At 68.8% G+C, this 19,897-nt stretch carries 17 protein-coding genes; 9 read left to right on the top strand and 8 right to left on the bottom strand.

What is annotated here, in order from left to right:
* Positions 1-47: 47 nt before the first annotated feature.
* Positions 48-419: a cupin domain-containing protein gene (locus ABZ824_RS32185; RefSeq protein WP_356967741.1), complete on the top strand. Its 372-nt coding sequence runs from the start codon at positions 48-50 to the stop codon at positions 417-419.
* Positions 420-423: 4 nt separating this feature from the next.
* On the opposite strand, the gene ABZ824_RS32180 is transcribed toward ABZ824_RS32185, so the two are convergent.
* Positions 424-1,704: an adenosylmethionine--8-amino-7-oxononanoate transaminase gene (locus tag ABZ824_RS32180; protein ID WP_356967739.1), complete on the bottom strand. Its 1,281-nt coding sequence runs from the start codon at positions 1,702-1,704 to the stop codon at positions 424-426.
* A gap of 166 nt (positions 1,705-1,870) precedes the next feature.
* On the opposite strand from ABZ824_RS32180, the gene ABZ824_RS32175 reads away from it, so the two are divergent.
* The 3 genes from ABZ824_RS32175 to treY all read left to right on the top strand — a co-directional run bounded on the left by ABZ824_RS32175 (position 1,871) and on the right by treY (position 7,750).
* Positions 1,871-2,806 (top strand): helix-turn-helix domain-containing GNAT family N-acetyltransferase, encoded by a 936-nt coding sequence (locus ABZ824_RS32175; protein WP_356967737.1) that lies wholly within the window; start codon positions 1,871-1,873, stop codon positions 2,804-2,806.
* Positions 2,807-3,185: 379 nt separating this feature from the next.
* A complete protein-coding gene (gene glgX, locus ABZ824_RS32170; protein ID WP_356967735.1) occupies positions 3,186-5,306 on the top strand; it encodes a glycogen debranching protein GlgX in 2,121 nt (706 codons plus the stop codon).
* 35 nt (positions 5,307-5,341) lie between these two features.
* Positions 5,342-7,750: a malto-oligosyltrehalose synthase gene (gene treY, locus ABZ824_RS32165; RefSeq protein ID WP_356967888.1), complete on the top strand. Its 2,409-nt coding sequence runs from the start codon at positions 5,342-5,344 to the stop codon at positions 7,748-7,750.
* Here the strand turns inward: treY and ABZ824_RS32160 are convergent.
* Together ABZ824_RS32160 and ABZ824_RS32155 are read right to left on the bottom strand one after the other, a co-directional pair.
* Positions 7,643-8,935: a DUF2235 domain-containing protein gene (locus ABZ824_RS32160; protein WP_356967733.1), complete on the bottom strand. Its 1,293-nt coding sequence runs from the start codon at positions 8,933-8,935 to the stop codon at positions 7,643-7,645. The genes treY and ABZ824_RS32160 overlap by 108 nt on opposite strands.
* Positions 8,936-9,028: 93 nt before the next feature.
* Entirely contained in the window at positions 9,029-9,262 is a 234-nt protein-coding gene (locus ABZ824_RS32155) for a hypothetical protein (RefSeq protein ID WP_355078310.1), read from the bottom strand.
* Between the two features lie 88 nt (positions 9,263-9,350).
* On the opposite strand from ABZ824_RS32155, the gene ABZ824_RS32150 reads away from it, so the two are divergent.
* Together ABZ824_RS32150 and ilvA are read left to right on the top strand one after the other, a co-directional pair.
* Positions 9,351-9,785 carry a nitroreductase family deazaflavin-dependent oxidoreductase gene (locus ABZ824_RS32150; protein WP_355078311.1) on the top strand — a complete coding sequence of 145 codons (435 nt, stop codon included), beginning with the start codon at positions 9,351-9,353 and terminating at the stop codon, positions 9,783-9,785.
* Between the two features lie 75 nt (positions 9,786-9,860).
* On the top strand, positions 9,861-11,216 hold the full coding sequence (ilvA, locus tag ABZ824_RS32145) for a threonine ammonia-lyase IlvA (protein ID WP_355078312.1): 1,356 nt from the start codon (positions 9,861-9,863) through the stop codon (positions 11,214-11,216).
* 667 nt (positions 11,217-11,883) lie between these two features.
* Here the strand turns inward: ilvA and ABZ824_RS32140 are convergent.
* Positions 11,884-13,134: a serine hydrolase domain-containing protein gene (locus ABZ824_RS32140; RefSeq protein ID WP_355078313.1), complete on the bottom strand. Its 1,251-nt coding sequence runs from the start codon at positions 13,132-13,134 to the stop codon at positions 11,884-11,886.
* 113 nt (positions 13,135-13,247) lie between these two features.
* The gene (gene treZ, locus ABZ824_RS32135; protein ID WP_356967730.1) at positions 13,248-14,987 is read right to left on the bottom strand and encodes a malto-oligosyltrehalose trehalohydrolase; all 1,740 of its coding nucleotides are present in this window, start codon (positions 14,985-14,987) and stop codon (positions 13,248-13,250) included.
* Positions 14,988-15,215: 228 nt separating this feature from the next.
* On the opposite strand from treZ, the gene ABZ824_RS32130 reads away from it, so the two are divergent.
* Entirely contained in the window at positions 15,216-15,833 is a 618-nt protein-coding gene (locus ABZ824_RS32130; protein WP_356967728.1) for a class I SAM-dependent methyltransferase, read from the top strand.
* Between the two features lie 4 nt (positions 15,834-15,837).
* Here ABZ824_RS32130 and ABZ824_RS32125 read toward each other — a convergent pair whose 3' ends face one another.
* Positions 15,838-16,239, bottom strand: a complete 402-nt coding sequence (locus ABZ824_RS32125) for a hypothetical protein (protein WP_356967726.1) — start codon at positions 16,237-16,239, stop codon at positions 15,838-15,840.
* A gap of 156 nt (positions 16,240-16,395) precedes the next feature.
* On the opposite strand from ABZ824_RS32125, the gene ABZ824_RS32120 reads away from it, so the two are divergent.
* Both ABZ824_RS32120 and ABZ824_RS32115 read left to right on the top strand, forming a co-directional pair.
* Entirely contained in the window at positions 16,396-16,968 is a 573-nt protein-coding gene (locus ABZ824_RS32120; RefSeq protein WP_356967724.1) for a TetR/AcrR family transcriptional regulator, read from the top strand.
* A gap of 73 nt (positions 16,969-17,041) precedes the next feature.
* Entirely contained in the window at positions 17,042-18,238 is a 1,197-nt protein-coding gene (locus tag ABZ824_RS32115) for a Cmx/CmrA family chloramphenicol efflux MFS transporter (protein ID WP_356967722.1), read from the top strand.
* 86 nt (positions 18,239-18,324) lie between these two features.
* On the opposite strand, the gene ABZ824_RS32110 is transcribed toward ABZ824_RS32115, so the two are convergent.
* A complete protein-coding gene (locus tag ABZ824_RS32110; protein WP_356967720.1) occupies positions 18,325-18,534 on the bottom strand; it encodes a DUF397 domain-containing protein in 210 nt (69 codons plus the stop codon).
* Complete coding sequence (locus ABZ824_RS32105; RefSeq protein WP_356967719.1) at positions 18,531-19,424, bottom strand: helix-turn-helix transcriptional regulator; 894 nt, start codon at positions 19,422-19,424, stop codon at positions 18,531-18,533. Before ABZ824_RS32105 ends, ABZ824_RS32110 begins: the two co-directional genes overlap by 4 nt.
* Positions 19,425-19,897 lie beyond the last annotated feature (473 nt).

The raw sequence follows: 19,897 nt of genomic DNA, 5'->3' as shown, positions 1-19,897 counted from the left end.
TTGACTATATGGACAACCATGTTGTCTATTATAGAGGTGGTAGCCAGATGACCGTCATCCGACACTCCGACACCCGCCGCACCGAAACCCCTGGCGGTGTCATGACTACGCTCGCCTCCCCCACCCAGGGCGGCTCCGGACTCGCGTTGTGGCGGGTCGAGGTGCCCGCCGACACCGCGGGACCGCTGCACTTCATCGACGCCGAGCAGATCTGGACCGTCCTCGCCGGACGGCTCGACGTCACGCTCGACGGCACGGAACTCACTGCGACCGAGGGGGATACGGTGATCCTCCCGCCGAACACGCTGCGACAGGTGCACACCGGCGACGGCTTCACCGCCATCGTCACCGCGCCCGCGGGGGCGCGGGCAGGCACACCGGACAGCGACGGCACCATCGTCCCGCCCTGGATCGCCTGACCGGTCACCGACCGATCTGTGCGGCGACCGCGGCGCGCATGCCGGCGGTGATCGTGGCGATGTCGCCGGACGTGCTGATGAACGGCGGCATGGTGTAGACGAGGTTGCGGAACGGACGCAGCCACACCCCGGCCGCCACCGCGGCGTCGGTCGCGGCGCGCATGTCGACCGGGTGGTCCAGCTCGATCACACCGATCGCACCGAGCACACGCGCCTCGATCACGCCCGGCAGCTCGCGCGCCGGGGCCAGGCCCGCAGCCAGCTCCGCTTCGATCCGGGTCACCTCGCCGCGCCAGTCGCGCGAGCGCAGCAACTCGATCGACGCGACGGCGACCGCGCAGGCCAGCGGGTTGCCCATGAACGTGGGGCCGTGCATCAGCCCGCCGTGCGCCGCGCTGATCGTCTCGGCGATCCGCGTGGTGCACAGCGCGGCGGCCAGGGTGAGGTAACCGCCGGTCAGCGCCTTGCCCACGCACATCACATCCGGGCTCACCCCGGCCAGGTCGGCCGCGAAAAGCGTTCCGGTGCGGCCGAATCCGGTCGCGATCTCGTCGAAGACGAGCAGCACCCCGTGCTCGTCGCACAACCTGCGCAGGTCGGCGAGATAGCCGGGATGATGCCAGCGCATCCCGCCCGCCCCTTGGACGATCGGCTCCACGATGACCGCCGCGAGTTCGCCCGCGTGCGCGGCGATCATGCGCTCCAGTTCCGCCGCGTATTCCGGGTGGTACTCGCTCGGCGGCACCGGCGCGAACAGCTGATTCGCCAGGATGTCGGTCCACAGCGAGTGCATGCCGCCCTCGGGGTCGCACACGCTCATCGGGGTGAAGGTGTCGCCGTGGTAGCCGCCGCGCCAGGTGAGCAGCCGCCGCTTCTCCGGCTTGCCCAGCGAACGCCAGTACTGCAGGCACATCTTCACGGCGACCTCGACCGACACCGAGCCCGAGTCGCACAGGAACACCTTGTCCAGCCCGGCCGGAGTCGATTCGACCAGCAGCTCGGCCAGCCGGGCCGCCGGCTCGTGGGTGAGCCCGCCGAACATCACATGACTCATCCGCCGCGACTGGTCGACCAGCGCGGCGTCGAGCACCGGGTGCCGGTAACCGTGGATGGCGGCCCACCAGGAACTCATGCCGTCGACCAGCTCGCGTCCGTCGGCCAGGGTCAGCCTGGTCCCGGCGGCGGCGGCCACCACCAGCGGTTCGGTCGTCGCGGGGAAGCCGCCGTACGGATGCCAGACGTGCTCGGCGTCGAGGGCGGTGATCTGGTCGGGGGTCAGTGCCACAGGAATCCTCGCGTCACGGCCCGGGTCGCCCCGGAGCGGCTTGAACACCGTTCAAGTTAGCACCCGAGCTGGCCGGGTTCGCAAGGGTGGGCCGAGTTCGGCCGTTTCCCAGCCCGGTAGCGACGCGGCGGAATATTCTTTGACAAAGTCAAAGATTGGAGCCGCCGTGACCGCTGCCGCCCCCGCCGACATCGCCGCCGTCCGCGAGTTCAACCGCCACTACACGCGCGTGATCGGCGTGCTGCGCGAAGGACTGCACGACAGCCGCTACTCGCTCACCGAGGCGCGGATACTGTTCGAGCTGGCCGCGTCCGACGCCACCGAAGTGGTCGCGCTACGCCACGCCCTCGACCTCGACGCGGGCTACCTCAGCCGCATTTTGGCCCGGTTCGAACAGTCCGGCCTGGTGCGGCGCAACCGCTCCGGCAGCGACGGCCGCCGCCAGGAGGTCCGGCTGACCGATCGGGGCAGGGAGATCTTCGCGACGCTCGATCAGCGCTCCAGCGACGAAGTGGGCGCGCTGCTCGACGCGCAGCCGCAAGCGACCCGCGCGCGCCTGATCACGGCGATGCGAACCATTCAGCAGATTTTGGACCGGCCCACCGACGCACCTGCTTTCTCGCTGCGACGCCCGCGCTCCGGTGATTACGGCTGGGTGATCCAGCGTCATGCGGAGCTCTACGCGAACGAATACGGCTGGGACGCGACCTACGAGGAACTGATCGTGCGCATCGTGGCCGACTATCTGACTTCCCGCGACGAGCAGCGCGAGCGCGCCTGGATCGCGGAATCCGACGGCCGCCCGGTGGGCAGCGTCTTCTGCGTTCGCGAGGACGACGCCACCGCGCGCCTGCGGTTGCTCCTGGTCGAGCCGACCGTCCGCGGTCTCGGCGTCGGCTCGGCGCTGGTGGACGAATGCCTGCGCTTCGCCACGGCCGCGGGCTACCGGGAGATCGTGCTGTGGACCAACGACGTGCTCACCGCCGCGCGGCGCGTCTACCAGCGCGCGGGATTCGAGCTCGTCGACCAGAGCCTGCATCACAGCTGGGGGCACGACCTGGTCGGCCAGACCTGGCGGCGGTCGCTCACGCCCGCGACGTGAGCCTCGCGCCCGCTCACGACCCGCCGGGTCGCATGCGCTTCCGCTATGTCGAACACCACACGGCCCGTCGCTGTCAGTGGCCCGTATCGATGCACCGCGCGCCGCAGCACCTCGGACGCGTCCGGCGAGGGCTCGCGTCACCGCAACCGCCGCTACGGATGAGCTCGCGACCACCGCGCCCGCTCGAGGCAAGGCCGACGCGGCGTTGGGTCCGTTCGCCCGTGCTGTGCCGCGAGACTGCGCGGCGTTGCCACCGCGGGCCGTGCTCGGTGCTCGCACCATTCCCCGATGGCGCGAAAAATGCCTCCGACCTCGTCCGATCCGGTCACCCACAACCACCCGCACCGCTGGACGCCCGGCTGACGCTACTGTCGTTGCCATGGCTCAGCCCGACGCAGCGCCCGGTGACGCGGCACCTCTGGGTGTCTGGCCCGGCACCGCCTATCCCCTCGGGGCCACCTACGACGGCGCAGGCACCAATTTCTCGGTGTTCTCCGAGGTTGCCGACGCGGTCGAACTCTGCCTGATCGACGCCGACGGAGTCGAGAACCGGATCGCGCTCGACGAGGTGGACGGGTACGTCTGGCATGCCTACCTGCCCGGAATCGACCCTGGTCAGCGCTATGGATTCCGCGTGCACGGCCCATACGACCCCGACCGGGGGTTGCGCTGCGACCCGAGCAAGTTGCTGCTCGATCCGTACGGCAAGGCTTTCGACGGCGACTTCGACGATCACCCCTCGCTCTACACCCACGGGCTCGACTCGCTCGGCCACACCATGACCGGCGTGGTGATCAACCCGTACTTCGACTGGGGCGCCGACCGGCCGCCCAACCGGCCGTACCACGAGACGGTGATCTACGAGGCGCACGTCAAGGGCATGACGATGACGCATCCCGAGGTGCCCGAGGAATTGCGCGGCACCTATTCCGGCATCGCGCACCCGGCGGTCGTCGACCATCTGAAGGGGTTGGGGGTCACCGCGATCGAACTGATGCCGGTGCACCAGTTCCTGCAGGACCGCGTGCTGCTGGATCAGGGACTGCGGAACTACTGGGGCTACAACAGCTTCGGCTACCTCGCGCCGCACAGCGAGTACGCGACGATGGATCGCGCCGGGTCGGCGGTCACCGAATTCAAGGCGATGGTGCGCGCGCTGCACGCCGAGGGCATCGAGGTGATCCTCGACGTCGTCTACAACCACACCGCCGAGGGCAACCACAACGGCCCCACGATCTGCTTCCGCGGCATCGACAATGCCGCCTACTACCGCTTGGTCGACGACGATCCGTCGCACTACATGGATTACACGGGCACCGGAAACAGTCTCAACGTGCGCCACCCGCACACCTTGCAGCTGATCATGGACTCCCTGCGCTACTGGATCCTGGAGATGCACGTCGACGGCTTCCGCTTCGATCTGGCCGCGACGCTGGCGCGGGAACTGCACGACGTGGACCGGCTGTCGACGTTCTTCGACCTGGTGCAGCAGGATCCGGTGGTGAGCCAGGTCAAACTCATCGCCGAACCGTGGGACGTCGGCGAGGGCGGCTACCAGGTGGGCAATTTCCCTGGCCTGTGGACGGAGTGGAACGGCAAGTACCGCGACACCGTGCGGGACTACTGGCGCGGCGAACCGGCGACGCTGGGCGAGTTCGCCTCTCGGCTCACCGGTTCCTCTGACCTGTACGAGGCCACCGGCCGCAGGCCGAGCGCGAGCATCAACTTCGTCACCGCGCACGACGGGTTCACGCTGCGGGATCTGGTGTCCTACAACGAGAAACACAACGCGGCCAACGGCGAGGACAACCGCGACGGCGAGAGCTGGAACCGCTCCTGGAACTGCGGTGTCGAAGGCCCGACCGACGACCAGGACATCCTCGCCCTGCGCGACCGGCAGAGCCGCAACCTGCTGGCCACGCTCATGCTCAGCCAGGGTGTGCCGATGCTGGCGCACGGCGACGAGATGGGCCGCACCCAGCACGGCAACAACAACGTCTACTGCCAGGACTCGCCGCTGGCCTGGATGGACTGGTCGCTGCGGGAGAAGAACGCCGATCTGCTGGAGTTCACCCGCGCGGTGGTCGCGTTGCGCACCCGGCACCCCGTCTTCCGGCGCCGTCGCTTCTTCGCGGGCGGCCCGGTCCGTTCGGCGGACAACGCCCGCGACATCGCCTGGCTCACCCCGTCCGGCGAGGAGATGACCGGGGCGGACTGGGACAGCGGATTCGGCAAGTCGCTGGCGGTCTACCTCAACGGCGAGGCGATCCCCGAGCCGGGCCCGCGAGGCGAGCGGATCACCGACGACTCGTTCCTGTTGTGTTTCAACGCCCACGACGCGGCTATCGACTTCGTGCTACCGAGCACCGGCGACGGCGCGGAATGGTCGGTGGCGCTGGATTGCTCGACCCCGACCGGCATGACCGACGCCGGATATCCCGGCGGCGCTGCCGTCACCGTCGAAGCTCGCTGTCTCCTCGTCCTCCGCCAGGCCGCCTGACCCGAATGCCGATGAACGCACCCGATCCCACCGAGATGCACGTGACCGACCCGGTGTCCCTCCGACGCAAGCCCGCCCGCCAGACGACGATCCGCAGCGCCTACCGGCTACAGCTGCGACCGGACGCATTGACCTTCGCCGAGGCCCGCGCCATCGCGGAATACCTTCAGCAGCTGGGCATCTCGCACCTGTACCTGTCGCCGATCCTGACCGCGGCGCACGGCTCGACGCACGGTTACGACGTCACCGACCCGACCACGGTCTCCGCCGCCCTCGGCGGGCCGACGGGGCTCAAGGCACTCGCCGACGAGGTGCGCAGCCGCGGCATGGGACTGATCGTCGACCTGGTGCCCAATCACGTCGGCGTCGCCGATCCGCGACAGAACGCCTGGTGGTGGGACGTGCTGCGGAACGGCCAGGAGTCGCGGTTCGCGCCGTATTTCGACATCGACTGGAGCCCCGGCAACGGCGCGGGCGGCAGGCTGGCGCTGCCGGTGTTGCAGAGCGAGAACGACCCTGCCGCCCTGACCGTGGACCGCACCGGCGCCGAGCCGATGCTCGCGCTGCACGATCTGCGTTTCCCGATCGCGCCCGGCACCGACGGCGACAACGCCCTGCGCATCCACGACAAACAGCACTACCGGTTGGTGAGCTGGAAGGCCGGGCTGTGCACCTATCGGCGTTTCTTCGCGGTGAGCAGCCTGGCCGCGATCCGTCAGGAGAACCCGGAGGTCTTCGAGCTCACCCACCGCGAGCTCGCCGCGTGGTGCGAGCACGACCTGATCGACGGCGTGCGGGTCGACCATCCGGACGGTCTGGCCGATCCCGCCGGTTACCTCACCCGGCTGCGCAGGCTGATCGGCCCGCACCGGCTGTTGCTGGTGGAGAAAATCTTGGCCAACCGCGAGCCGCTGGACGCGACGCTGCCCATCGACGGCACCACCGGCTACGAGGCGCTGGCCGACTTCGGCGGCGTGCTGATCGATCCGCGCGGCGAGCACGCGCTCACCGAACTCTCGCGCCGGGTGGCCGGGCACGGCAGCGACCGGGCCTGGATCGGCGAGACCGAACACCGGATCAAGCGCGCGGTCGCGGAAACCATTCTGACGCCGGAGGTCCGGCGGCTGGTGGCCGCGATCAAACAGGACGCGAACGCCGAGAGTTTCGACACCATGGCGCTGACCAACGCCACCATCGAGGTGCTGGCGTTCATGCCGGTCTACCGGGCCGACTACGCGCCGCTGTCCGGGATGACGGGCGCGGTGATCGCCGAGGTGGAGAAGCGCAACAGCGAACTCACCGCGCCGCTGGCGGTCCTGGTGGCGGCGCTGGCGGCCGACGGGGCCGCGGCGATGCGCTTCAGCCAGGTCTGCGGCGCGGTGACCGCGAAGGCGGTCGAGGACACCATGTTCTATCAGGCCGCGCGGCTGGTCTCCTTGCAGGAGGTCGGCGGCAACCCGGCGCGCTTCGGCCACTCGCTCAACGAGTTCCACCTGTCCAACAGCCAGCGCGCGCAACGCTGGCCCGCCACTCTGACGACGCTGTCCACGCACGACACCAAGCGCGGGGAGGACGTGCGCGCCCGCATCGGCGTGCTGTCCCAGGCCGCGGAGACCTGGGCGCGCAACGTCGACTCCTGGCTGGAGACCGCCCCCGCGCCGGACGGTGCGACGGCGTTGTTCCTGCTGCAGAACATGTTCGGGGTGTGGCCCGCGGACGGGCGACCGGCCGCATCGGTGCCCGGCCTGCGTGAGCGTGTGCACGCGTTCGCCGAGAAGGCGATGCGGGAGGCGAACAGCAAAACCTCCTGGGAGGAGCCGGACGCCGAGTTCGAGGCCGCGGTGCACGCGTGGCTGGACACGGTGATCGATGGCCCGGTGGGCTCCGAACTCGGCGACCTGGTGCACGAACTGGCCCCGCACGCCTGGTCGGACGCCTTGTCGCAGAAGCTCTTACAGCTGTGCGGGCCGGGCATCCCGGACGTCTACCAGGGCTGCGAGCTGTGGGAGGACTCCCTCGTCGACCCGGACAACCGCAGGCCGGTGGACTTCGCCGCCCGTGCGGGCATGCTGCAATCGCTCACCGGCACGCCCGCGCTGGACACCACCGGCGCGGCGAAGATGTGGATCGTCGCCTACGCGCTGTGGTTGCGCCGCGAACGTCCCGAATGCTTCGTCGGCGGCACGTACCGGCCGCTGTTCGCCACCGGCGACCACGCGTCGAAGGTGGTGTCCTACGCCCGCGGCCGCGCGGGCGAGGCCCCCGAGGTCATCGTCGCCGCCACCCGCCACAGCGTGAGCCTGGCCGAGACCGGCTGGAGCGACACGTTCATCGACCTACCCGCCGGCAGCTGGACCGACCGGCTGACCGGCCACACATTCCAGGGCCGGGCCAGGCTCGAGAAGATGTTCGCCAGGCTGCCGGTCGCGCTGCTGGTGCGCTGACGGCTCGGGCACGGGCGCGCCCGCCTGCTCGAGTTTCTTGGAGAACACCCCGCGGATCTGCTCGAAAGCCGCTTCCGGGATGACACCGCCCAGTTCTTCGCGCCAGCGTCGCAGATTCGCGGGATGGTAGTCCAGCGCGTCCTGCGCGCTCGCGGACAACCGCACGCCCTGATCGGTGGGCATGGACATCCGGCGCCAGGAATCCCAGTGGAACCGGCGACTGCGCGGATTACGCAGCGTCCGAACCACGTTCAGGACGCGGTAGCCGATGCTCAGGGAATCGTGCAGCCGCATGTGGTCGCCGTCGGTGTGGTCGCAGCGCTTCGACAGCGCCGCCAGCCGGTCCCGGTCGAAGGCCAGCCCGACCGACTCCGCCTCGCGGACCATCCACTGCAGCGTGATGTCGGACAGGCCGCATTCGGTGTAGCCGCCACCGATGTCGCTGTGCACGCCGGGGAACCACACCTGCTTGACTCGCTCGAAGCCGCGCCGGTACTTCACCGTCGGTTCGACCGGCACCTCCCACACGGCCGGTTCGAAGTTGCGCCGCCGCTCGTCGATGGCCAGCGCCTGGCGGGCGCAGTGCACGTGCCGGGAGAGTTTGACGTCGTGGAAGCGGTGCCGCAGGGAGGAGATGCCAGGGACGCCGAGCGCGCCGACGGTGTCGAACACGCCGAGGAAATCGATCTTCGCTCGGTGACAATGCTTCCGGCGGAATTCCTGCCACTGCTCGGGCTCGGCCGGATCGGGGTTCTCCCGCGTCGGCGCGGGCGGTCGCTGCCGATAGATGTTCAGGGCGTCGGGGTACCTGCCTTCGATCATCGCTTCGGGGGTCATGATCCCGACACGGTTGATCAGGCCGGCCAGGCTGCGGGCGGTGAAGGCGCCGCGGCTGAAGCCGAAGATGTAGATCTCGTCGCCCTTCTCCCAGTTCAAGGCCAGATGCCAGTAGGCGGACGACAGGTTCGCCTCGAGTCCGAGTCCGAAGGCGCCGCCCATCAGGCGATCGCTGAGGAATCCGCGGGCACCTGGGCCGGAGACGTAGGTGACCCACTGCTGGATCGTCTCCCCCGCCGGTCCGGGCGCATCGAACCGGATCGTCTGCGCGATCTTGACTATGTTCGAAACCGTGCTGCTCGATTCGGCCTTCCAGGTGCCGTCGCAACACACAACCAGACGTTTCATGCGCTGATCCTCCCGCCGGCATCCCACCGGAACCCGCGTATTCGACTACTCGAATTCATCGCCTGCGGCGGGGAAGCGTTAATGCGGGGCGCGCTACGGCGTGCCGCCGGGCCCCTCGCCGAGACCCGCGACCGCCATGCCGATCAGCCACCGCGCCGCGCCGAGCGCTGCCGCGACGAGTACCGCGAGTTGCAGCGATCCGGTGATCAGGGCCAGGACGAGGCAGGTCACCAAGCCGACGACCAGTGCGTCGAGCTTGTATACCGGCCACGCGCTACCCGCGATGTCGATCGTGGTGCCGCGCGCCGAAGAGTGAACGACCGCCATCTCCTCAGGGTAGTCGGAATTGGAAGTTCGGGCCAGCGAACTTTTTGTCGCCGGGAACACAAGTAATCGCCGCGGCGTTGCCGCAGATATGCCACTGACAGGTGAATACGAACCGAGTACATCCGACTGGGCCCGCGAACAGGCCGAGAAGTACGAGAACTCCGGCGGCACCGAGGGCGCGACCTTGCAAGGTGTGCCGATCATCCTGCTCACCACCAAGGGCGCGAAGAGCGGCAAGTTGCGCAAGACGCCGCTGATGCGGGTGGAGCACGACGGCGAGTACGCCGTGGTGGCCTCGCTGGGCGGCGCGCCGAAGCATCCCGTCTGGTACCACAACATCAAGGCCGAACCGCACGTCGAACTGCGCGACGGCACGGTCAACAAGGACTACACCGCCCGCGAGGTGTTCGGCGACGAGAAGGCGCAGTGGTGGGAGCGCGCGGTCGAGGTGTGGCCGGATTACGCGAACTACCAGACCAAGACCGATCGTCAGATCCCCGTCTTCGTTCTCACCCCGCAGTAGCTTCTGCGCAGGTAGCCCGCGTGTCACCGCCACCCGCCGCAGCTCGCCGCCGCGGCGGGTGGCAGCATATTCGGGGTGTCCGATCCGCTTGATGTCCTCGACGCACTGACCGCTTCTCGTCCCGCCCTCACCGCGGACGAGATCGATGCTGCCGCCAAGCGAATTGCCGACGTCATTGATCCGACCCCGCTGCAGCGCAGCGAGCGGCTGTCCAAGCTGACCGGGGCGAACGTTTATCTGAAGCGCGAAGATCTCAGCGCGGTCCGCTCCTACAAGCTGCGCGGCGCCTACAACCTCGTGGTCCAGCTGACCGAGCGGGAACGCGCTGCCGGCGTGGTCGCGGCCAGCGCGGGCAACCACGCGCAGGGCGTCGCGTTCGCCTGCCAGGCGATGGGGATCAAGGGCCGCATCTACGTGCCGACCACGACGCCGAAGCAGAAGCGTGACCGCATCCGGGTGCACGGCGGGGAGTTCGTCGAGCTCATCGCGGTCGGCGAGACCTACGACGCCGCCGCCGCGGCCGCCGCCGCCGACGTGGAGCGCACCGGCGCGACCATGGTGCCGCCGTTCGACGACACCCGCACCGCGGCCGGTCAGGGCACCATCGCCGCGGAGATCCTGGAACAGCTCCCCACCACCCCTGACCTGGTGATCGTGCCCGTGGGCGGCGGCGGCTGCCTGGCGGGCATCGGCACCTACCTGCGCGCCCGATCCCCGCGCACCGCCATCCTCGGCGTGGAGCCCGCGGGCGCTGCCTCGATGACCGCGGCTCTGGTGGCGGGCGGCCCGGTCACGCTGCCGGAGATCGATCCGTTCGTCGACGGCGCCGCGGTCCGCCGGGTGGGCGCCGTGCCGTACGCGGCGGTGTCCGGATTCGGCGGGCGCGTGGTTTCGCACGCCTCGCTGCCGTTGCTGACCACCACCGAATCCCCCAGGGGCGCGGGCACTTTCCAGATGATGCAGGTCGACGAAGGCGCGATCTGCACGACCATGCTCGACCTGTACCAGAGCGAGGGCATCATCGCCGAGCCCGCGGGCGCGCTCACCACGACGGCGCTGGCGGAGATCACCGTGGAGCCGGGCTCCACGGTGGTGTGCCTGGTGTCCGGCGGCAACAACGACGTCTCCCGCTACGGCGAGATCATCGAGCGCTCGCTCGTGCACAGCGGGCTCAAGCACTACTTCCTGGTGGACTTCCCGCAGGAACCCGGCGCGCTGCGCCGCTTCCTCAACGAGGTGCTCGGCCCGGAAGACGACATCACGCTGTTCGAGTACGTCAAGCGCAACAACCGGGAGACGGGCGCGGCGCTGGTCGGCATCGAACTGGGCGCCCCCGACGGGCTGGCGCCGCTGCTGGAACGGATGCACCACTCCCCGATCCAGTGCGAGCGCCTCGAGCCCGATTCACCGGCCTACCGCTACCTGACCTGAGCGCGGCTCCGGCGGTCAGGCGGCCTCGGGCGTCTGACCGACCGGTATCCGACTGCCACGCAGCCTGGGGCCTCCGCGCGACCGCAATCCGACATGCCACGCTCGGCCCTCCGCGCAGCCGGGATCCGACGCGTTACGTGGCCTTGGGCGGCCTCGGGCCTCTGCGCGGCCGGGATCCGACGTGCCACGCAGCCTCGGGCGTCCGCGCGACCGCAATCCGACATGCCACGCTCGAGCCTCCACGCAGCCGGGATCCGACGTGTCACGGGGCCTTAGGCGTCTGCGCAACCGAAATCCGACGCGTCACGCAGCCTCGGACGTCTGCGCAGCCAGCATCCGACATGCCACGCAGCTCGAGCCTCCGCGCAGCCGAAATCCGACGTGCCACGCAGCCTCGGGCCTCCACGCGACCGCAATCCGACATGCCACGCAGCCTCGGGCCTCCGCGCAGCCGGGATCCGACGTGCCACGTGGCCTTACGCGTCTGCGCAGCCGAAATCCGACGCGTCATGCAGTCTCGGGCCTCTGCGCGGCCGGGATCCGAGGTGACACGCAGCCTCGGGCCTCCGTGCGACCGCAATCCGAGATGTCACGCTCGAGCCTCCGGGCAGCCGGGATCCGACGTGTCCCGTGGCCTAAGGCGTCTGCGCAGCCGAAACTCGACGCGTCACGCGGCCTTGGGCGTCTGCGCGGCCGGGATCCGGCGGCGGGACGAACGCAGGCAGTTCAGCATGAGCGGCAGCAACCAGAACGCCGCCGACTGGTCGTAGCTGAGCTGCGCGACGGAGAGCCGGTTGTGCACGAAGCCGACCGACAGGCCCAGCCGGGGTTCGGCCCAGCCGAAGGAGCCGCCGAGGCCGATGTGCCCGAACCCGGCGTGGGCGCCCGGCATCGGCAGCGAGTGGTAACCCAGACGCCACATCATCGGCAGGTAGAACAGCGCGCGATCGGGCTGGTAGGTCTCGACGCGGCGCAGCGCCTTCATGGTGCGGCGGCCGAGGTACCTGTGGTCGGCCACGGTGCCGTCGCCCGCGAGCGCGCCGTACATCGTGGCCAGTGCCGGCGCGGTGGCCACACCGTTGCCCGCCCCGAGTTCGGTGTCCAGGATCGGCGGGCTGACGCCCTCGAGGATGCCTTCCAGACCGGGCAGGAACAGGCAGCGGGTGGCGGCCCCCAGCGCGCCGGGAATCCGGTGGCTACGGCCGAGAACCGCAGCGCCGAGCGGCTTTCCGAGCGCACTCAGCTGGGTGCCCGCCAGCGGGGCGTAGGTGATCGGCGCACCGGCGGGCGGCCTGCCCAGGTGCAGCCCCTCGATGCCGAGCGGCTCGGCGACCTCGGTGCGGATCAGCTCGGCCAGGCCGGTGCCGGTGATCGCGCGCGTCAAGCCTCCGACCAGCCAGCCGAAGGTGAGCGCGTGGTAGGTGGGCACGCCGAGCAGGCGGTCGGGCTTGGCCGCGGCCAGGCGCTGTTCCATGAGTTCGTGGTCCAGCACGTCGGCCAGGCCGCCGGTGGCGATCGGGGCCAGCGCGGACAGTCCCGCCCGGTGGGTGAGCAGATGACGAATGGTGATCTTGTGCTTGCCGTTGGCGCCGAACTCCGGCCAGTACTCCGCGACCGGAGCGGAGTAATCGAGCAACCCGCGGTCGGCGAGACGGTGCACGACGGTGGCCGCGATCCCCTTGGTGGCCGAGAAGATGATCGTGCCGGTGTCCCTGGTCCACGGAACGTCACCGCCGGAGCCGACCCAGATGTCCACCAGCGGCTCTCCGTGCCGGTGCAGCGTGAACGCCGCCCCCGCGCCCCGGCGATTGCCGAACGCCCGTGCGAAAGCGCGCACGAACGGTGCGAATTCGGCGGCAGCGCTGCCACCCATCCCCGGGGGAAGAACCGCAAAGTCCCCGGAAGCGACGTTGCTCATCTCTCCACGGTAATGGTATGGGACGATTCCGGCAAAGTACCTGTCTCGGACAGTTGTACGCCCGTTACCGGGCGAGTGCCCGAAAGGCCGCCGCGAGCTGGGGTTCCACGCGCTCAGCGCGGGCCGGGCGGCGCCGTCTCCAGCAGGGTGAACGAGTGGCCGGGAACGGTTGTGGCGGAACGGCCGATCGTCGGGGATTCCCAGGACAGCAGCGGAAGGCCCGCGATCGGCACCGCGACCTGGTCCTCGCCGAGGTTGCACACCAGGGCCAGTGTGCCCCGGCGCACGACGATCCACCGCGCGGACTCGTCGTAGTCCACCGAAACGTGGGTCAACCAGGGATCGCTGAGCTCCGCACGAGCGCGGCGCAGGGCGAGCAGGGCGCGATAGCACGACAGCAGCCGGGCGTGGCCCGGCTCGTCGGCTTCCGTCCAATCGAGTTTGGAGCGCAGGAACGTTTTCACATCCTGCGGGTCGGGCACCTCGCCCTCGGGCCAGCCGTGCTGGGCGAACTCCTTCTTGCGCCCGGATGCGGTGGCGGCGGCGACATCCGGGTCGGTGTGCGAGGTGAAGAACTGGAACGGTGTGCGGGCGCCCCACTCCTCCCCCATGAACAGCATCGGCGTGAACGGTCCGCACAGCACCAGGGCGGCCTTGATCGCGAGCTGGCCGTCGGTGAGATAGGCGCTCGGGCGCTCGCCAAGCGCCCGGTTGCCGATCTGGTCGTGATCGCAGGTGTAGGCCAGCAGCGCGCTGCCCGGGATCAGGCTGCGATCGATCGGGCGGCCGTGCGTGCGGCCACGGAAACTGGAATACGTTGCGGCGTGGAAGAACCCGTGCTTCAACGTGTGGGCCAGGCAGCGCAGGGAACCGAAGTCCGCGTAATAGCCCTGCCGCTCACCGGAGACCGCGGTGTGCACGGCGTGGTGCAGGTCGTCGTTCCACTGCGCGGTCAGGCCGTAGCCGCCCGCCGCGCGCGGGGTGATCAGCTTCGGATCGTTGAGATCGCTCTCCGCGATGAGCGTCAGCGGCCTGCGGACGTGGGTGGCCAGGCGCTCGGTCGCGACGGCGAGTTCGGCCAGCAGGTGGGTGGCGGTGCGGTCGACCAGGGCGTGCACCGCGTCCAAGCGCAGCGCGTCGATGTGGAAGTCGCGCAGCCAGCGCACCGCGTTGTCGATGACGTACCCGCGCACGTGATCGGACTGCGGGCCGTCGAGATTGAGGCTTTGCCCCCAGGTGTTGCGGCCCTCGGTCAGGTAGGGCGCGAAGCGCGGCAGGTAGTTCCCGGACGGGCCGAGGTGGTTGTAGACGACGTCGAGGCAGACCGCGAGCCCGCGGGCATGACAGGCGTTCACGAACCGTTGCAGGCCGTCGGGCCCGCCGTAGCTCTCCTGCACCGCGTACCAGAGCACGCCGTCGTAGCCCCAGTTGTGCGGGCCGTCGAAGGCGTTCACCGGCATCACTTCGACCACGGTGACGCCCAGCCCGACCAGGTGGTCGAGCCGTTCGATCGCGGCGTCGAAGGTGCCTTCCGGGGTGAAGGTCCCGATGTGCAGTTCGTAGTAGACCGCCCCGGCCTGCGGCCGACCGGTCCACGCCGCATCGGTCCACCCCGCCGGATCGAGGGTGTGCAGCGCCGAGCGGGCGTGCACGCCGTCGGGCTGGCGCGGCGAGCGGGGATCGGGCAGCACGGTCGGATCGTCGTCGAGCAGGAAGCCGTACCTGGCGCCGTTCGCGGCGGGCACGTCGGCGCGCCACCACCCATCCGGCGACCGCGTCATCGAATGGACGACACCCTCCAGATCCAGTCGCACCGACTCCGGCCGCGGTGCCCAGACTTCGAACACAGTCACCGCGCCAGCATCCCACGGGCACGCCCGGTCCGCCCGATACGGACACCAGTCCCAGGCGCAGCGGCGCGTGCGGTCCCGGCTTCCTGACCGGCTGGCCGGAGCCGCCTCCCTCGGTCCCGTGCAGCCACTGGGGCCGGGTCGAGCAGAGGACCGCGAAGGCGCGCAAATCTGTCGGGCTGGGGTTGTGTAGCCCTGGCCGCAATGGGCGATGCCTGTCAGAGTGAAGGCGTGGGTGTCTATGCCGAGCATGTGCTGCCGCGGATCGTCAACCGGTCCTGCGGGTTGCGGGAATTGGCTCCGCTGCGCGAGCGGGTGTGTGCCGGACTGCACGGACAGGTCGTGGAACTCGGATTCGGTTCGGGACTGAACGTCCCGTTCTACCCGGCGGGGATCGCGTCGGTGCGCGCGGTCGAGCCCGCCGATCTCGGCTGGCGGCTGGCGAGCGAACGCGTCGCCGCCGCCACCGTGCCGGTCGAGCGGGCCGGGCTGGACGGGCAGGCGCTGCCCTTCCCGGACGACGCCTTCGACTGCGCGCTGTCGACCTGGACGATGTGCACCATCCCCGACATCGCCGCCGCGCTCACCGAGGTGCGCCGGGTGCTCGTCCCCGGCGGGACCTTGCATTTCGTCGAGCATGGGCTTGCGCCCGACGAGAAGGTGCGGGCGTGGCAGAACCGGCTGAACCCGGTCCAGAAACGACTGTTCGGCGGCTGCCACCTCAACCGCGACATTCGCGGCCTGGTGACAGACGCCGGTTTCGAGATCCGCGACGCCGAGTCGTTCTACGGGGAGCGCGCTCCCCGCTTCCTGGTCGCCCAGACGCTCGGTGTCGCGGTGTCGCCCTGAGGACTCAGACGATGCGCACCGACAAGGTGTAGGTCGCGTTGCCCCGGCTCGCCGCTACCGAGATCGTGTAGTAACCGTTCTGCGGCAAGGTGATCCGGCTCCCGGTCTCCTCGGCGCACAGCACGCGTCCGTCCGGGGCGGTGGCGCTGAACCGCGCATTGCCCTCGACCGAGGTGAGTTCGGTGGTCAGGGTCTGCCCCGCCCGCGCCTCGAGCACGTAGGTGTCGGCGTCGCCGCGCACGACCGCTCCGCCGACCGACGCGTGATCGCTTCCCGGCGCGAACTCGATCAGCTCGACCGCGCCCGCGTTCGCGGCGCCCGCGCCGACCGTCGCGACGGCGAACGCGGGCACGAACAGCGTGACGCCGAGAACGAGCAGGCGCAGGGTGCGCAGGATGGCTTGCATGATGATCCTCGTTTCCTGGAGTGGACTCGCTCAGAACTATCCGTGAGCCCGCCTATCGGACGCTTAACAGCCGCTTGGACTCCGGAACAACGCTGGCCAGAAGGCCCTTCGAAATATATTGGAACGAGCTGTTCAAAACTGTGCTAGCGTAAACCCATGCCACGACCCAGAACCTTCGACGAGGACCGCGCGGTGGACGCGGCGATGCACGCGTTCTGGCGCGCGGGATACGAGGCGACCTCCACCGAAGACCTCTGCGCCGCGACCGGCCTTGGCCGCAGCAGCATCTACAACACCTTCACCAGCAAGCGGGACCTGTTCGGCCGCGCCCTGCGCCGCTACATGGCGACCAAGAACGCCGCGACGTTCGACCTGCTCGACAGCGAGACGGAGGTGCGCGCCAAGATCCGCACCCTGCTGTGGCAGATCGTCGAGGCCCCGGAGGAGGACCCACTCGGCTGCCTCGTGGTCAACTCGACGATCGAACTGGCCCCGCGCGACCCCGAACTGGCCGCCGTTCTCGCCACCGATTACCAGCGACGACTCGCCGTGCTGACGGACGTGTTCGAGACGGCCAGGCGCGCCGGTGAGATCGCGCCGGACAAACACCCGACCGCCTTGGCGCACTTCGTGATCGCCACGATCGGAGGGATGCGGGTGGCCGCACGCGGCGGCGCGGACCGCGGAACACTGGCCGCCATCGCGACCACCGCCCTCGACGCCCTCTGAGACTTGCGGGCTTCGGCGACGCCCTTGCCGCGGCCTAATTTTGGATAGATCAGTACAAAATAAGGAGGTACCGATGCCCGTGGCGATCTACGTCCTGGGTCTGTCGATCTTCGCCCAGGGCACCTCGGAGCTGATGCTCGCGGGCCTGCTCACCGAGATGGCCGCAGACCTGGGCGTCTCCGTGCCGCGCGCGGGCCTGCTCATCTCCGGCTTCGCACTGGGCATGCTGGTGGGCGCGCCGGTACTGGCGGTGGCGACACTGCGCTGGTCGCGGCGCACCGCACTGCTCACCTTCCTCGCGGTGTTCGTCGGCACTCATGTCGTCGGAGCGCTCACCTCGGAGTACTGGGTGCTGTTCGCCACGCGGGTCGTCGGCGCGTTCGTCTACGCCGGGTTCTGGGCGGTTGCCGCGACAACGGCGATCGGTCTCGTCCCGCCCACGGCGCGCGGCAAGGCGATGAGCATCGTCGCGGGCGGGCTCACTTTGGCCATCATCATCGGGCTTCCGGCGGGCACCGTGATCGGACAACAACTCGGCTGGCGCGCGGCGTTCTGGGCGGTCGCGCTGCTGTCGGCGGCGGCCGGGATCGGCGTGCTGGCGAAGATCCCCGGCGGACGGACCGACGCGCCGCTACGCCTGAGCACCGAACTGCGCACGATGATGCGCCCCGCGCTCTGGCTTTCCTATGCCACCACCGCGCTCGCGATCGCCGCCCTGATGGTCACCTTCGCCTACCTCGGCGCTCTGCTGTCCCGCACCACCGGCATGGCGGACGGCTGGATTCCGGCGGTACTCGGCATCTACGGACTCGGCGCGTTCCTCGGCATCGTCATCGGTGGGCGCACCGCCGACAATCACCCGCTGACCAGCCTGTACGTCGGCATTACCGGCGGCGTGCTCACCTCGGCGCTACTCGCCCTCACAATGGAGCACACCATGCCCGTCGTACTGCTGTCGTTCCTATTGGGCGCCTTCGGTTTCGGCATCAACCCGACCCTGAACAGCCGCGTCTTCACCCTCGCGGGCGACGCGCCCACCCTGGCAGGAGCCACCAACATCTCCTCGTTCAACGTGGGCATCACCGCAGGTCCCTGGCTCGGCGGGCTCGCCATCAGCGCGGGCCTCGACTACCCGGCGGTGGCCTGGATCGGCGTGATTCTCGGACTCGCCGCCCTCGCCGTCGTCGGATGCAGCCACGCGCTGCACCGCAAGGAGGTTTCACGCGCGTCGGTCGACACACCGGCCCCGGCCCTGGCGGAGGTGAACTGATAGCCCCTTCGCCGACGTCAGCGGCCCTAGCCCGACCACGTGTTGATCGGGTGCGGGGCCGCTGTTGTTCGGGGCGAGAATCCAGTTCAGGCCGATCGGTCGAACTTCCCGTCACGGATGCCGGAGGCAAAGACATCCCACTGGCCCGGCGCGAAGATCAGCGCCGGTCCGGTTGGGTTCTTCGAATCGCGAACACCGACATGATTCGCCTCGAGCCACGCGACTTCGACGCATTCGTGTGCCGAAGTGCTACGCGATGACTTGAACCACTGTGCGTTAGTTAGGTCGATGGTCACTGTTCGTATCTCCTTGCCACTTGCCTGAGCAGATCTCTCGACGTCTTCTCGTCGAGCGCGGCGCGCTGAAGGGCCCCATGAATCTCGCGATATCGTTTCACATCAATACTGTCCTCGAAAAACATCGATCCTGTGAAGGTTTCGGCGTAGACCACAGGTGGCTCCGTCCCAAACTCTCGGCTGCTCAACGGAAAGTTGAGGATGATGTACGGCTGGACCGGGCCCTCATCCACGGGAAAACCAGCCGAGAACGGCAGTATTCGCAACGTAACATTGGGTAGCGTGCTCATGTCAGCCATATGTCGTGCTTGCGCAGACATGACCGCATTCGATCCCACGACTGTGTGCAGAACACTCTCGTGCACAACGAAATCGGCTGCGACCGGGCTGTACTTCCGGGTCAGAATCGTCGCTCGACGCAATCGCAGCAGCACGCGACGTTCGAGTTCTTCTTGCGTGTCATCCGCGTAATACGGCCGCTCGATACACCTCGCGTAGTCACCTACTTGCAGCAGGCCGGGAATAATCATCGACTGGTAGACCGACAGATCTGATACGCCGGATTCGAGCCCAAGATATGTTTTGAATACAGGCGCAATCAGGTGATGCGATGCGTGCCACCACCCCTTTGTAGCAGTTTGCTGTGCAAGCGTTTTCAGCTCCTCGATCCGCTCCGAGCCCAGTCCGTACAACTTGCCGAACGCCTCCACGTCGCGCAGCTTGACCTTGTCGTTCTGCCCCTTCTCGATTCTGCCGACCGAGGTCTTGCCCATCTCCATGAGCTGGGCGGCCCGCTCGAGCGTGAACCCGGCACCTTCGCGCGCCTCCCGCAGCGCCCGGCCGAGCTGCCGACGCGGCAGTGTCGAACCAGGCTGATCATCCTTCCCCATCGCTCCCCTTTTCCCTACTCGGTCCGAAACGGCACAAATGTCGGTCCGTTTCGGACGTCTGACTACCTGTAGACCGGTCCGGGCTCTGGGCGGATGGCCGACTTCTTCGGACCGTCCGCTTTAGCCATTTGAATGCTGTTCGCGTGCTGCAACATAGCCGCATGGCCCAGCAACACGGAAGCCTCTCCGCCGCGCAAGTCCGAATCCTGCGGGTGCTGAGCTACGGAGGGATGCTCACCGCATATCAGATCAAAGTGTCGGCCAGTCTCACCGAATGGAAGACCCGCCAAGCCCTGGCGAACCTCGTCAGCCAAGAACTCATCGTGACCGGACCCCGAATCAACCGTTACGAAATCACCCACCGCGGCCGAAACACCCTGGCGACGCAAGCACCCGTCAACCACCAGCCGGGACGGCCCCGAGATTCAAGATCAGCGGCACATGATGGAGAGCCCACTCGCGAAATGCCGCAG

Origin of the sequence: Nocardia sp. NPDC047038 (genome assembly GCF_040644075.1) — a bacterium.
Lineage (GTDB): Bacteria > Actinomycetota > Actinomycetes > Mycobacteriales > Mycobacteriaceae > Nocardia > Nocardia sichangensis.
The sequence above is the reverse complement of the archived record's forward strand: the minus strand, read 5'-3'. Positions and strand labels throughout refer to the sequence as shown.

Bases quoted from the DNA above. Each gene is read 5' to 3' on its own strand.
- ABZ824_RS32185 (WP_356967741.1), top strand. From the start codon at position 48: ATGACCGTCATCCGACACTCCGACACCCGCCGCACCGAAACCCCTGGC.
- glgX (WP_356967735.1), top strand. From the start codon at position 3,186: ATGGCTCAGCCCGACGCAGCGCCCGGTGACGCGGCACCTCTGGGTGTC.
- treY (WP_356967888.1), top strand. From the start codon at position 5,342: ATGCACGTGACCGACCCGGTGTCCCTCCGACGCAAGCCCGCCCGCCAG.
- ABZ824_RS32160 (WP_356967733.1), bottom strand. From the start codon at position 8,935: ATGAAACGTCTGGTTGTGTGTTGCGACGGCACCTGGAAGGCCGAATCG.
- ABZ824_RS32155 (WP_355078310.1), bottom strand. From the start codon at position 9,262: ATGGCGGTCGTTCACTCTTCGGCGCGCGGCACCACGATCGACATCGCG.
- ABZ824_RS32150 (WP_355078311.1), top strand. From the start codon at position 9,351: ATGCCACTGACAGGTGAATACGAACCGAGTACATCCGACTGGGCCCGC.
- ABZ824_RS32140 (WP_355078313.1), bottom strand. From the start codon at position 13,134: ATGAGCAACGTCGCTTCCGGGGACTTTGCGGTTCTTCCCCCGGGGATG.
- ABZ824_RS32125 (WP_356967726.1), bottom strand. From the start codon at position 16,239: ATGCAAGCCATCCTGCGCACCCTGCGCCTGCTCGTTCTCGGCGTCACG.
- ABZ824_RS32120 (WP_356967724.1), top strand. From the start codon at position 16,396: ATGCCACGACCCAGAACCTTCGACGAGGACCGCGCGGTGGACGCGGCG.
- ABZ824_RS32115 (WP_356967722.1), top strand. From the start codon at position 17,042: ATGCCCGTGGCGATCTACGTCCTGGGTCTGTCGATCTTCGCCCAGGGC.
- ABZ824_RS32105 (WP_356967719.1), bottom strand. From the start codon at position 19,424: ATGGGGAAGGATGATCAGCCTGGTTCGACACTGCCGCGTCGGCAGCTC.